Annotated in this window: 15 protein-coding genes; 5 read left to right on the top strand and 10 right to left on the bottom strand. The window is 74.2% G+C overall.

The annotated features are described in order from the left end of the window. Nucleotides 1-46: 46 nt before the first annotated feature. The gene (locus IE178_RS24325; RefSeq protein WP_229876280.1) at nucleotides 47-772 is read right to left on the bottom strand and encodes a nucleopolyhedrovirus P10 family protein; all 726 of its coding nucleotides are present in this window, start codon (nucleotides 770-772) and stop codon (nucleotides 47-49) included. Between the two features lie 85 nt (nucleotides 773-857). Between IE178_RS24325 and IE178_RS24320 the strand changes: the two genes are divergently transcribed. The 5 genes from IE178_RS24320 to amaP are packed head-to-tail and all read left to right on the top strand — an operon-like array spanning nucleotide 858 to nucleotide 3,159. Next, the gene (locus IE178_RS24320; RefSeq protein ID WP_184763618.1) at nucleotides 858-1,346 is read left to right on the top strand and encodes an Asp23/Gls24 family envelope stress response protein; all 489 of its coding nucleotides are present in this window, start codon (nucleotides 858-860) and stop codon (nucleotides 1,344-1,346) included. Nucleotides 1,347-1,371: 25 nt separating this feature from the next. Beyond that, nucleotides 1,372-1,557 (top strand): hypothetical protein, encoded by a 186-nt coding sequence (locus tag IE178_RS24315; RefSeq protein WP_184763619.1) that lies wholly within the window; start codon nucleotides 1,372-1,374, stop codon nucleotides 1,555-1,557. After that, nucleotides 1,554-1,937 (top strand): hypothetical protein, encoded by a 384-nt coding sequence (locus tag IE178_RS24310; RefSeq protein WP_184763620.1) that lies wholly within the window; start codon nucleotides 1,554-1,556, stop codon nucleotides 1,935-1,937. The genes IE178_RS24315 and IE178_RS24310 overlap by 4 nt, the downstream gene beginning before the upstream one ends. After that, a complete protein-coding gene (locus tag IE178_RS24305) occupies nucleotides 1,934-2,578 on the top strand; it encodes a DUF6286 domain-containing protein (protein WP_184763621.1) in 645 nt (214 codons plus the stop codon). The genes IE178_RS24310 and IE178_RS24305 overlap by 4 nt, the downstream gene beginning before the upstream one ends. A 2-nt stretch (nucleotides 2,579-2,580) precedes the next feature. Next, a complete protein-coding gene (amaP, locus tag IE178_RS24300) occupies nucleotides 2,581-3,159 on the top strand; it encodes an alkaline shock response membrane anchor protein AmaP (protein WP_184763622.1) in 579 nt (192 codons plus the stop codon). Nucleotides 3,160-3,387: 228 nt separating this feature from the next. Here the strand turns inward: amaP and IE178_RS24295 are convergent, their stop codons facing one another. From IE178_RS24295 to IE178_RS24255, 9 genes are all read right to left on the bottom strand, one after another. Then, nucleotides 3,388-4,143: an SDR family oxidoreductase gene (locus IE178_RS24295; RefSeq protein ID WP_184763623.1), complete on the bottom strand. Its 756-nt coding sequence runs from the start codon at nucleotides 4,141-4,143 to the stop codon at nucleotides 3,388-3,390. Between the two features lie 5 nt (nucleotides 4,144-4,148). Further along, entirely contained in the window at nucleotides 4,149-5,930 is a 1,782-nt protein-coding gene (locus tag IE178_RS24290; protein WP_193513782.1) for a glycoside hydrolase family 15 protein, read from the bottom strand. A gap of 33 nt (nucleotides 5,931-5,963) precedes the next feature. Further along, on the bottom strand, nucleotides 5,964-6,299 hold the full coding sequence (locus IE178_RS24285) for a hypothetical protein (protein WP_184763625.1): 336 nt from the start codon (nucleotides 6,297-6,299) through the stop codon (nucleotides 5,964-5,966). Beyond that, nucleotides 6,296-6,907, bottom strand: coding sequence for an RNA polymerase sigma factor (locus IE178_RS24280; protein ID WP_193513781.1), 612 nt, complete (start codon nucleotides 6,905-6,907; stop codon nucleotides 6,296-6,298). The genes IE178_RS24285 and IE178_RS24280 overlap by 4 nt, the downstream gene beginning before the upstream one ends. Then, entirely contained in the window at nucleotides 6,904-8,466 is a 1,563-nt protein-coding gene (locus IE178_RS24275; protein ID WP_193513780.1) for a sodium:solute symporter family protein, read from the bottom strand. The genes IE178_RS24280 and IE178_RS24275 overlap by 4 nt, the downstream gene beginning before the upstream one ends. Before the next feature lie 207 nt (nucleotides 8,467-8,673). Further along, nucleotides 8,674-9,504, bottom strand: a complete 831-nt coding sequence (locus IE178_RS24270; RefSeq protein WP_193513779.1) for an SURF1 family cytochrome oxidase biogenesis protein — start codon at nucleotides 9,502-9,504, stop codon at nucleotides 8,674-8,676. Between the two features lie 51 nt (nucleotides 9,505-9,555). Beyond that, on the bottom strand, nucleotides 9,556-9,789 hold the full coding sequence (locus tag IE178_RS24265; protein ID WP_193513778.1) for a metallothionein: 234 nt from the start codon (nucleotides 9,787-9,789) through the stop codon (nucleotides 9,556-9,558). Nucleotides 9,790-9,852: 63 nt separating this feature from the next. Further along, entirely contained in the window at nucleotides 9,853-10,842 is a 990-nt protein-coding gene (locus tag IE178_RS24260) for a DEDDh family exonuclease (RefSeq protein WP_184763630.1), read from the bottom strand. Nucleotides 10,843-10,942: 100 nt separating this feature from the next. Beyond that, entirely contained in the window at nucleotides 10,943-11,941 is a 999-nt protein-coding gene (locus tag IE178_RS24255; protein ID WP_193513777.1) for a CopD family protein, read from the bottom strand. Between the last annotated feature and the right edge of the window lie 134 nt (nucleotides 11,942-12,075).

Here is a 12,075-nt window from a genome sequence, read left to right as displayed (position 1 = left end):
GACGGCCGGCACGGCGCCGCACCCACGCCGACCCGCCGGCGGCCGGTCAGTCGAGCGCCGTGACCAGCACGGCCACCGTCGGGCGGTCCGGCAGTGACGCCGCCACGGCCGAACGGACCGCTCGGGCCACGTCCAGAGGCCGGGCGTCCGCCCGGACCGCGAGGTCCACGCGCGCGTGGCGGCGGGGCAGGGCGGTGCCGCCCCGGAGCTCGGTGAGATGGACCGGGCGGCCCAGCGTGCCCGTCAGGCGGGTGACCCCCGGGACGGCGAGCGCCGCGGCCGCGACACGGCCCGTCTCCGAGTCGACGGGCTCCGGGGCCGCCTCGGGTTCCGCCTGCGACACGGGGGACGCGGCGGGCGCACCGGGCGGCTCCGCCTCCAGCAGCTCCGTCGCCCGCAGATCCACCTCCGCGACCTCGAGCCCGATCCGTTCCGCCGCGGCCTCGGCCAGCGCCGTGCGCAGGAGGGCCGCCACCACCGGCAGCGGCTGCGCCGCCGTCGCCGCGAACTCCGCGGTCAGCCGCAGCGGCCCCGGCGGCAGGGCGCTCGGCGGCGGCGGTACGGCAGGCTCGCCCACGTCCTCCGGGTCGGCGAGCCCGATCCGCAGGCCGTCCAGGCGTACGCCGGGCGCACCGTGAGCCGCCACGCGCCGCAGCACCGCCTCCACCGCCCGCTCGGCGATCCAGGCGCCGTCGCGCGCTCCTCCCAGGGGCAGGAACCTGCCCAGCCCCACCTGTTGCCGTACCGCTTGGGTCCACCGGTCCACCGTCACTCCTCCAGCCTGCCGCATTCCTGGGGCGAAACCCGGCAACCGCGCATACCGTGGGCAAAGAGGACGATCGAAGGGATGAACGGCGATGACCGACATGACCGAGGGAGGCTCGGTAAGGGCCCCCGATTCCGAGAAGACCCTCTTGGACCCCACCTCGCGCAGGGGAACCCGGCGTGGCGGCGGTGACCCTTCCACGCGCGGCCGGACCACCATCGCCGACGGCGTGGTGGAGAAGATCGCCGGGCTGGCCGCGCGGGACGTGCCCGGCGTGCACGCCATGGGCAGCGGGCTGTCCCGGACCTTCGGAGCCGTACGCGACCGGGTGCCGGGCGGCCAGAAATCGGTGACGCGCGGCGTGAAGGCCGAGGTGGGCGAGGTGCAGACCGCGCTCGACCTGGAGATCGTCGTCGACTACGGCGTGTCCATCGGCGACGTCGCCAGGGCCGTGCGGGAGAACGTCGTCGCGGCGGTCGAGCGGATGACCGGCCTGGAGGTGGTCGAGGTCAACATCGCGGTGAGCGACGTGAAGCTGCCCGACGAGGAGGACGAAGAGCCGGAGAGTCGCCTCCAGTGAGGCCCGGCGAGCGGAGGAGCGCACCATGAACATGGCCGTGGTCGGCATGATCGCCGGTATGGCGCTGGGATTCGCCGGATACTTCGGCGGATTCGGGGCTTTCGTGCTGGTGGCGGCCCTGGGCGCCGTCGGGTTCGTCGTCGGCCGCTTCCTCGAGGGGGACCTGGAACCCGGCGACTTCTTCCGCCGCCGTGACGAACGGCGGCGGTGACGACGGTGAGCACGGGGGCCGCCGAGCCGGTCGGGAGTCCGGCCGCCGTCGCGCCGGGCGAGCGCGGGGTGACCGGGATCGCCGACCGGGTGGTCGCGAAGATCGCCTCGCAGGCGGCCCGCGAGGCGATCGGGCAGCCGCCCCCGGGCGCCGCGCCACCGCACGCCACGGTGGTCGTCCGCCACGACGCCGCACGGATCCGGGTGCACATCGAACTCGACTACCCCGGCGACATCGGCGGCCGTTGCGGCCGGGTCCGTCGCCAGGTGGTCGAACGGGTGAGCACCTTGGCGGGCATGCACGTTCCGGAGGTCGTGGTGCAGGTGGAACGCCTGCACCTGGCGGCCGCGTTCGGCGCCGCGCGAGGGAGGACGCGATGAGCGAACCCCAGGGCACCGGGGCCACTTCCGCCCCGGGCACCGTCATGGAACAGAGTCCGCCACCCGTGGAGCAGGGCGCTGCCGGTGGAACCGGCGGGCACCGGCGCTTCTGGTCGGCCCGCCGCGTCCCCGCGGCCCTGCTCGCGCTGGTGATCCTGGTGATCGCGGGCGCTTTCCTCTACGACATCGCCGCGGTGCGCGCCGACCGGAACGCGATGCAATGGCGCCGCGAGCTGGCCCGGCAACTCGCCGAACGGCCCCTGGACGACACCTGGGTGCTGACCGGCGCCGGCCTCGCCACCGCGCTGGGGCTCTGGTTGCTCCTGCTCGCCCTGACGCCCGGTCTGCGCTCCCTGCTCCCGATGCGCCGCACCCATCCCGACGTCCGCGCGGGACTGCACCGGGACGCCGCCGCGATGGTGCTGCGGGACCGGGCCATGGAGGTGGCCGGCGTGCGGACGGTGCGGGTCCGGGTCACCCGCTCCCGGGCCGACGTCCGCGCGGTGTCGCACTTCCGCGAACTGGACGACGTACAGGCCGACCTGGACGCGGTACTGGACGACGCGGTCCGAGGGCTGGGCCTGGCCCGGCCACCCACGCTGTCGCTGCGCGTACGGCGGCCCGGACGGAAGGGGCGGTAGCCGTGCCCAAGGGCGTCAACCGCGTACTGCTCGCACTTGTGGGGCTGGTGCTGACCGCCCTCGGCGGGTCCGTGCTGGCGATCGGGCTGGGGGCGCCGGCGCCCTCCTGGTGGCTCCACGACGGCCGGGACGACGTGCTGCTGGACGAGGCCGAGCGAACCCGATGGCGGGGCGAGGGCTGGTGGTGGCCGGTCGTCCTCGCCGTGCTCGCCGTCCTGGTCCTGCTCTGCCTGTGGTGGCTGCTCGCGGTGGTGCGCAGGCGGCGACTGGCCGAGGTGATGGTCGACACGGGCGACGGCGAGGGCGCGACACTGCGCGGCCGGACCCTGGAACAGGCCCTCGCCGAGGAGGCGAACCACCTCGACGGCGTCGAACGGGCGCGCGTCCTGCTCGGCGGCCGCCGCGGCACCCCGAGCACCCGGGTACTGCTCCGCCTGGAACCCCACGTCGACCCCGGAACCACCCTGCACGCCCTCACCACCGGGCCCCTCACCCACGCCCGCGACTCGGCCGGCGTGACGGTCCTGCCGACGGAGGTGCGCCTACGCGGCGTCAAACACCGCCCGGAGCGAGTCACCTGACCCCGGCCGGCCCACCGCTCCCGCGGGCAGCCCCGGCCCTCATCACTCCCGCTCCCGCGGGCAGTCGTGCCGCTGGGGCGGCACGGGTGGGCGCGACGGCACCCCGCAAGCGCTGGGCCGCGCGCCCCCTCCCGCCCCGGTACGGGTGCCTGCGAACCCACCCGCACAGCATGCTGCCCGCAGGCCGACGGTCGGGCTTCGCCGGAACCCTCGCCGTACGGCGGGTCGTCAGAACCCGTGCCGTACCCCGCCGTCCACCGGCAGCATCACGCCGGACAGATAGGACGCCGCCGGGGAGAGAAGGAACGCCGCCGTGCGGCCGAACTCCTCCGGGGTGCCGTAGCGGCGCAGCGGAATGCGGGACTCGGCGGCCCGGCGCGTGGCCTCCGGGTCGGCGGAGAGGGAGTCCAGCTCACGGACCCGGTCCGTGTCGATGCGGCCGGGGAGCAGTCCGACCACGCGGATGCCACGCGGACCCAGCTCGTCCGCGAGGGACTTGGCGAAACCGGCAAGCCCCGGGCGCAGACCGTTGGAGATGGTCAGACCGGGAATCGGCTCGTGCACCGAGCCGGACAGCACGAAGCCGATGACACCGCCCGCGCCCAGCTCCGCCGCGGCGGCCCGGGCCATCCGCACCGCGCCCAGGAACACCGACTCGAACGCCGACTGCCACTGCTCGTCGGTGGTGTCGGCGACGAACCCCGGCGGCGGCCCGCCCACGCTGACGAGGATGCCGTCGAAGCGGCCGAACCGCTCCCGCGCGGTCGCGATCAGCCGCGCGGGCGCCTCCGGGTCGGCGTTGTCGACGGCCACGCCCACCGCGTCCGGTCCCAGCGCGGACGCCGCTTCCGCGACGGCCTCCTCCTCCCGCCCCGTGACGACCACCTTCGCGCCGTCGGCGACGAGCTCCCGCGCGGAGGCGTGGCCCAGCCCGCGGGTCGCCCCGGTGACGACGAACACCCGGTCCTTCAGTCCAAGATCCATGGCCCCTATCCTGCCTCCTCGCTCCCGAACAGGGCGAGGGCGGTGTTCACCAGTCCGATGTGGCTGAACGCCTGCGGGAAGTTGCCCAGCTGCCGGCCGCCCACCGAGTCGTACTCCTCCGCCAGCAGACCCACGTCGTTGGCGAGTCCCAGCAGCCGTTCGAACAGCTCGCGCGCCTCCTGTCGCCGGCCCGTCATGTGCAGGGCGTCGGCCAGCCAGAACGAGCACACCAGGAACGTGCCCTCCTCCCCGGGCAGCCCGTCGACGGTCGTGGCGTCCGGGGTGTAGCGGTGCAGGAAACCGCTCTGCCCCAGCTCCGCACGGACCGCCTCGATGGTGCCGAGCACCCGGGGATCGTCGGGCGGCAGGAAACCGACCCGGGGGATCAGCAGCAGCGCGGCGTCGAGTTCGCGCGAGCCGTAGGACTGCGTGAAGGTGTTCCGCTCCGCGTCGTACCCCTTCTCGCACACCTCCCGGTGCACCTCCTCGCGCAGCTCCCGCCAGCCGTCGAGGTCTCCCTCGAAGTCCGGGTGCTCCTCCAGCGTGCGCACCGCGCGGTCGGCGGCCACCCACACCATCACCTTGGAGTGCACGAAGTGGCGCCGCCCGCCGCGCACCTCCCACAGTCCCTCGTCCGGCTGCCGCCAGGCGGTGCGCACGAAGTCCATCAGCACCGACTGCAGCGCCCACACGTCCGGCTGCGGGGACAGCCCCGAACGCCGGCCCAGCGCCAGACAGTCCATGACCTCGCCGTACACGTCCAGCTGGAGCTGGTTCACGGCGTCGTTGCCGACCCGTACGGGCGTGGCACCGCCGAAGCCGGACAGCCACGGCAGTTCGAACTCCGGCAGCCGCCGCTCGCCCGCGAGCCCGTACATGATCTGGAGGTCCGCCGGATCGCCCGCGACCGCGCGGAGCAGCCAGTTGCGCCACGCCTCCGCCTCGTCCTGGTACCCGGCGGCCAGCAGCGCGTTCAGGGTCAGCGTGGCGTCACGCAGCCAGCAGAAGCGGTAGTCCCAGTTGCGTACCCCGCCCGGCTCCTCCGGCAGCGAGGTGGTGGGCGCGGCCACGATGCCGCCGGTGGGGGCGTAGGTGAGCGCCTTGAGCGTGATCAGCGACCGGACGACGGCGTCCCGGTGCGGGCCCTCGTAACGGCAGCGGGCCGCCCAGGCACGCCAGTCCGCGACACTGTGCCGCAGCGCGGAGTACGGGTCGATCAGTGGGGGACGGGGCTCGTGGGAGGGGTGCCAGGTGAGCACGAACGCGACCCGCTCACCCTCCTTCACCGTGAACTCCGAGACGGTGCCCAGGTCCTCGCCCCAGGTGGGCACCTCCGGCACGCTGCGCAGCCACGTCGAGTCCGGTCCGGCCACCGCCACCCGGTGACCGTCGGCCCTGCGCACCCAGGGCACCACCGAGCCGTAGTCGAAACGCAGCCGCAGCGTGCTGCGCACGGTCACCTCGCCGCGCACGCCCTGCACGATCCGCACCAGATCGGGCGCGCGGTCGCGCTGCGGCATCAGGTCGGTGACCCGCACCGCCCCCTGAGAGGTCTCCCACTCGGTGTCCAGGACCAAGGTGTCCCGGCGGTAGGAACGGCGCGTGTACCGGTCGGCCCCGACCGGGGCGACACGCCAGTGGCCGTTGCTCTCGTCCCCGAGCAGCCGCGCGAAGCAGGCCGCCGAGTCGAAGCGGGGCAGACAGAGCCAGTCGACCGAGCCGTCCGCGCCCACCAGGGCAGCGGTCTGTTCGTCGCCGATGAGCGCGTAGTCCTCGATGCGGTGCACGGGGTGCGGGTTCCCGGCCACCGGGGGCGGCAATCAGGGGAGGAGCCGGGGGAGTGACGGGCCGTCGGCCGCGGCGCCGTCGCCGGAGAAGATGACACCGGGGCCCGAGGGGGCATGGTTGAGCACCCACAGACCGATCAGCGTCGCCAACGCGAAGACGACGGCGACGAGCACGGCGAGGACGAGCCGCCGGCGGCGCTCGCGGCGCAGCCACTCGCCGCGCGCCGTGCGATACGCGTCGGGGTCCGGCAACACCCCGCCGGCCAGGGCCTGGAGGGCGTCGCGCAGTTCCCGTTCGGTGCGGTCCGCGCCCGGCGGACGGGGCTCGGCCCGCTCGGGGCCCGTGCGGTCCGGGCCGGTGTCGTTCATCGCCGGGCCTCCATCGCCTGGGTCAGCGCGGCGATGCCGCGCGAGGTGTGGGTCTTGACGGAACCACGGGTGATTCCCATCGCGGCGGCTATCTCGCTCTCCTTCAGACCGAGCCAGTGGCGCAGCACCAGCGCCTCGCGCTGCCGGGCCGGCAACTGCTGGAGCGCGCCGATCAGCACCCGCTGGTCGTCGCGGAGCAGCGCGGTGTTCTCGGCGGAGGCCACGGTCTCGTCCGACGGGGGCGCCGGGTGTTCCTCGTGCCGGCGGGCGACCTGGAGGTGGCGTATCCGCATCCGGGTCAGATGGCAGACGGTGGAGCGCAGATACGCCTCCGCCGCGGCCACGTCCTTCAGCCGCCGCCACTTGCGGTAGATCTGGTAATACGCCTCGGCCACCACGTTCTCCGGGTCGTCGGCGCCGAGCAGCACGGCGAGGCGCAGCATCGAGGAGTAGTGCAGCTCGAAGAGGCGGGCGACACCGGCCTCCCGCTCCAGGTCGGCCGGATCGGTGAGGCCGGGCCCGAGCGGTCCCGGCGGGACCGCCGCAGGGGGCGGCGGCGGGGCCGGGGTCGCCGGCAGGGTGGCCTGGGGGTGCTGTCTGCGTCTCACGGGTTGTCCGCTCCCGTCTGAGGGCCTCGCCTGACCATCAGGCGGGACGGCAGGTCGGTGGCGTCGGCGCCGCGCGGGACGCCGAGGCGTGCGAGGGCCGCGGTGCCGGCCACCGCGACGGTCAGATTGAGCAGCAGGGCGGCGATCCCGGCGTAGATCTCCAGCGGTCCGGCGCCGGTGTCGAGCGGCACGATCGACGAGAATCCCTCGCGGACCACCAAGTACGTCCCGGCGACCATGCCCACGGCCCACCCGGCGAGCAGCGCCCGCGGATGCAGCCACCGTGTGTACAGCCCGACCGCCACGGCCGGGAAGATCTGCAGGATCCACACCCCGCCGAGCAGCTGGAGGTTGATCGCGTCCTGGTCGCGCAGCCCGAACACGAACGCCACGGCCCCGAGCTTCGCGGTCAGCGACACCGCCTTGGCGACGCGCACCTGACGTTTCGGCGTGGCCGTCGGATGGACGTACTCGACGTACACGTTCCGTACGAAGCTGGTCGCCGCGGCGATCGACATCACCGCCGCCGGGACCAGCGCGCCCACCACGATCGAACCGAACACCAGCCCGGCCAGCGGGGCCGGCATCACCCGGTCGACCAGCATCGGCACCGCCGCCTCGGCGCCGCCCTCGGGGGCCCGCACCCCCGCCGCCAGGGCCGCGATGCCGAGGAACCCGAAGAGCGCCAGCAGCGCCGTCCAGGCGGGCAGCCCCGCCGACACCTTGCGCAGGGTGCGCGTCCCGTCGGCGGCGAACCCGGCGGTGAGGACGTGCGGGTACATCAGCAGCGCCAGCGCGGAACCGAGGGCGAGCGTGGCGTACGCGGGCTGCTGCTCCGGCGACAGCAGCAGCGGGGAGTGGGCCGCGTCCGTGCCGCCGAGCGCGCGCCCGGCCCCGTCGAAGACCGCGCCCGGCCCGCCGAAGCGCCGCAGCACCAGCCAGCACACGGCGGTGAGCGAGAGGAACACCGCCACCGCCTTCAGCGCCGAGATCACCGCGGGCGCCCGCAGCCCGTGCCGGTAGGTGGCCACCGCCAGCCCCGCGAACACCGCCACCATCACCAGATCCCCGGTCGCACCGCGCGGATACAGCCCGCCGGCGGTGAGCACCGCGCGGATGCCGAGCAGCTGGAGCGCCAGGTACGGCATCGTCGCCAGGATTCCGGTCAGCGCGACGACCAGGGCCAGCGGCGGGGAGCCGTACCGGCCGCGTACGAAGTCGGCGGCCGTGACGTAGCCGTGCCGCCGGGCCACGCTCCACAGCCGGCTGAGCAGCACGAACGCGAGCGGACAGACGATCACGGTGTACGGCACCGCGAAGAAGGCGGGCGCGCCGTTGCCGTACGCCAGGCCCGGTACGGCGGTGAACGTGTACGCCGTGTAGACCGTCCCGCCGAGCAGCAGCCAGGTCCAGCCCGGGCCCAGACCGCGGTCGGCCAGCGCCCAGCCCTCCAGCGAGGGCAGCTGCTCGCTGGGCCGGAGCCGCCGCGCGGTGACGGCGAGCAGCGACGCCCCGCCGATCACGGCGAGGAACGTCGCGGTCATGGCGCCGTCGGCCATGAATCACCGTCCTTGGTGTGCTGTGCCCTCGGGGGAGAGTCGCGCGGACCACCCGTCCGGATGACACCGAACCGGTGGGACATCCGTCCGGAACGCCGCGTCAGCACCTCCGACCGGTGCGCCACTCTCGCACAGACCACCCCGCACCGGGAGAGGAACGCAGGTCACGGCACGCACCGGTCACTACGGCGCGTGTCCCCTGGCCGGTTACACCGAGGCCGACTTCGCCGCCGCGGCGCCGGTCTCCCCGGTCTCACCGGGGTTCTCGGGAGCGGCCTTCTCGGCCGCCGCCCGGGCCCGCTCCCGGGCCTCGCGGCGGACCAGCACGACCCAGCCGACCGGCACGGCCGCCGCGAACAGCCACCACTGGACGGCGTACGCGTAGTTCAGCGCCGCGTTCTCCTCGCCCGGGCTCCCGAGCCGTTCCGGGATGGCGCCCTTCGCCTCGGGCGCCGTCTGCGCCACGTAGCCGCCGAGCACGCGGGCCCCGAGGCGCTTCGCCTCCCGCTCACTGTTGATCAGCATGATCTGCCGGTCCGGCAGACCCTGGAGGTCCTTGATGCCGCTCGCCTCGGTCGTCTCGTCGGGCATGAGCCGGCCCTTGATCGTGATCTCGCCGCGGGGCGGTGCGGGGACCTCCGGGAACGCGGTCTGGCTCGGTCCGTCCGCCGGGATCCAGCCCCGGTTGACGAGCAGGACCTTGCCGTCGTCGAGGACGAACGGGGTCAGGACGTGGAAGCCCACCTCGTCGTCGGCGTTGGTGCGGCGGCGGACGACGACCTCGTCGTCCGTGACGAAGTGACCCCGCGCGGTCACGGTGCGGTACCGCTCGTCGCGGGTCACGGCGTGTCCCGGGGCGGCCAGCCGCTCCACGGGCACCGGCTCGGCGGCCAGCGCGTCGGTCACCAGCTGGTTGCGGGCCGAGCGCTCCCCGTAGCGGTCCATCTGCCAGATGCCCAGCCTGATCATCGTCGGGACGAGAAGCAGGGCGACCAGGGTGATGATCACCCATTGCCGGGACAACAGAAAGCGGTGCACCCCACGACCGTACAACCCGTTCGCGGGGTGCATTCAGGTGGGTACGTCCATTCACACCCGGTCGACGATCCCCACTCTTCCCTCCGAGCGGGCGCAGTGGGCCCCGCAGTACCAGTGACCGTCGGCCTCGACGCCCTGGCCGATGATCTGCACCCGGCAGTGCTCGCAGATCGGGGCCATGCGGTGGATCGCACAGGAGAAGCAGTCGAAGACGTGCACCACGCCCTGCGCGTGCACCTCGAAGGTCATTCCGTAGCTGTTGCCGCAAACTTCACATGTCGCCATGCGCCACAGCGTGAGCCGTCGGCCCGGCACGGGCGAGCGGGCGGCGGGCGAGTCGCCCGCCAATCACCCGTCCGCGCGGTCCGCCGGCTCCACGTCCCCGAGCAGCTGGCCGAACGCGGCCTCGTCGACGACCGGCGTGCCGTACTGACGGGCCTTGACCACCTTGGAGGTGCCCGAATCGGGGTCGTTGGTGACGAGGAGACTGGTCAGCCGGGACAGGCTGGTCGCGACATGCAGGCCCGCCTCGGTCGCGCGGTCCTCCAGCAGGTCCCGCTCGACGGAGGTGTCGCCGGAGAACGCCACCCGCATGCCCTGCTTGAGCCGCTTGCCCGCTTCGTACCGACCCGGGTTGGGGTAGGGGCACGCGGGCCGCTTGCGGGAGGGACGCCAACTGGCCGGCCGGTGGCCGCCGTACCCCGCCTGCTGCCCGATGCGGGGCCGGTCCGTCCACTCGGTCAGCGGCCGGCACTCGTGCAACGGCAGCCGTACGCCGCCCGCCGCCGCGGCCCGCAGACTCGGCCGGAACGCCTCCGCCAGCACGCGCGCGTCGTCCAGCGCGTGGTGCGCCCGCTGCTGCACGACACCGAAGTGCGCGGCGAGCGACTCCAGCTTGTGGTTGGGCAGCGGCAGCCCCAACTCCTTGGCGAGGGCGATGGTGCACAACCGCTGCCTCACCGGCGCCTCGCTCCGCGCGCGGGCGTACTCCCGGGCGATCATCTGCCAGTCGAAGACGGCGTTGTGCGCGACGAGCACCCGGCCCTCCAGCCGGGTCGCGAACTCCGCGGCGATGTCCTGGAAGAGGGGCGCCCCCTCCAGCACGTCGCTCGTCAGACCGTGGATCCACACCGGGCCCGGATCCCGCTCCGGATTGACCACCGTGTACCAGTGGTCCTCGACCTCGCCGCGCGCGTCCAGCCGGTAGACGGCCGCGGAGATGATGCGGTCGTCCCGGGCCAGCCCCGTGGTCTCCACGTCAACGACCGCGTATCCCCGGGGATACGCGGCCGGCCACGCGGTGGGGGAGGACGCCTGGGTCGTGAGGTCTTCGAGCATGGTTCATGAGGATACGGGCCGCGACTGACAGCCCCGTCCGTCAGGTGCCCGACGCGGCCCGCCCGTTCGGATGCCGTGACCGGTTCCCCGCCGGCTCGTTTCACCAACGGATCGGCACCGGCAGTGCCGTCAGCAGCCCCGACACCGCGACCACCACGCCGAGCGCGTACACCTCCGCCCGCGCGGGTGTGCCGGCGGTCAGCGGGTCGGCCGCGCGGGCCAGCCGGATCCGCGCCCACAGGGCGAGCGCGGCGACACCCGCCATCAGGACCACCTTGGCGAGCAGCACGCGCCCGTACGCGGTGTCCGTCAGCTGCTCCAGGATCGTCTCCGGCGGCATCCGGCGCAGCGAACTGCACACTCCCGTCGCGGTGATGGCGACCAGCAGGACGAGCGCCACGCGCGCGTAGCACCCCAGCAGCGCGCCGCCCGCCTCCGCCCCCCGCCACCGTCGCAGCGTGCGCAGCACCTGGAGCAGACCGCCCGCCCAGAGCGACGCGCAGATCAGGTGCACCAGCGTCAGCCCGGAGCCGGTCAACGGGCCGTACTCGGTCGTCGGATGCGCGCGCAGGGCCTCCGCGACCAGCACCGCCGCCAGGGGCCACACCTGGGTGCCCGGTCGGCCGGACGTCGCGCACAGGGCCGCCGCGAGAAAGGCGTTGACCTCCAGGAGGGCGAGTTTGCCGTCCCGGGTGCCGTAGAGGCCGCCGACGTCGATGTCGGCGAGGCTGTCCGGCACCAGGTTGCCGGTGGCCACGACGGAGGCGAGTCCGAGGGCGGCCAGGAAGCCGGCGGAGTTCGCCGCGGCCGACCAACTCCGGGGGACGGCAGGGGGAGCACCGGGCACGGAACGGACCAGCCGTGTCACGAACAGCTCGCCGACGGACACGGACAGCGCGGCGAACAGCACCGCGCGCAGCAGGGCTATGCCGCCGGTGCCGGGCGCCGCGGCCTCCCCGGTGCCGCGCAGCGCGGGGGACGGGCCGAGGAGCGGTATCAGCGCGGCCAGCGCCACCAGCACGAGCACGGCAGCGACCCGCCCGGCGCCGGGAGTCCGTGAGGCCCGGGGCGCACGGGCCGCCCCGGACCTGGGTTTCATCACTGTCACCCCAGGATCTTCACAAGGCCGCGCAGAACCGGGCAAGTACGGGGTGACACGGGCAAGTACGGGGTGACACGCGAACGCCGCCCGCGCGCGGCCGGACAGCGGAAGGGCCGGGCGATGCGCCCGGC

This window comes from Streptomyces griseoloalbus (assembly GCA_014650015.1).
In the GTDB taxonomy this organism is placed as follows: domain Bacteria; phylum Actinomycetota; class Actinomycetes; order Streptomycetales; family Streptomycetaceae; genus Streptomyces; species Streptomyces griseoloalbus.
Note: the sequence above shows the minus strand (reverse complement) of the source record. Positions and strands in the feature narration are given on the sequence as shown.

What these genes read in the sequence shown, in the direction of transcription:
- IE178_RS24255 (WP_193513777.1), bottom strand. Translation starts at nt 11,941, where the DNA reads ATGAAACCCAGGTCCGGGGCGGCCCGTGCGCCCCGGGCCTCACGGACT.
- IE178_RS24265 (WP_193513778.1), bottom strand. Translation starts at nt 9,789, where the DNA reads ATGGCGACATGTGAAGTTTGCGGCAACAGCTACGGAATGACCTTCGAG.
- IE178_RS24305 (WP_184763621.1), top strand. Translation starts at nt 1,934, where the DNA reads ATGAGCGAACCCCAGGGCACCGGGGCCACTTCCGCCCCGGGCACCGTC.
- IE178_RS24315 (WP_184763619.1), top strand. Translation starts at nt 1,372, where the DNA reads ATGAACATGGCCGTGGTCGGCATGATCGCCGGTATGGCGCTGGGATTC.
- IE178_RS24285 (WP_184763625.1), bottom strand. Translation starts at nt 6,299, where the DNA reads ATGAACGACACCGGCCCGGACCGCACGGGCCCCGAGCGGGCCGAGCCC.
- IE178_RS24320 (WP_184763618.1), top strand. Translation starts at nt 858, where the DNA reads ATGACCGACATGACCGAGGGAGGCTCGGTAAGGGCCCCCGATTCCGAG.
- IE178_RS24295 (WP_184763623.1), bottom strand. Translation starts at nt 4,143, where the DNA reads ATGGATCTTGGACTGAAGGACCGGGTGTTCGTCGTCACCGGGGCGACC.
- IE178_RS24260 (WP_184763630.1), bottom strand. Translation starts at nt 10,842, where the DNA reads ATGCTCGAAGACCTCACGACCCAGGCGTCCTCCCCCACCGCGTGGCCG.
- IE178_RS24275 (WP_193513780.1), bottom strand. Translation starts at nt 8,466, where the DNA reads ATGGCCGACGGCGCCATGACCGCGACGTTCCTCGCCGTGATCGGCGGG.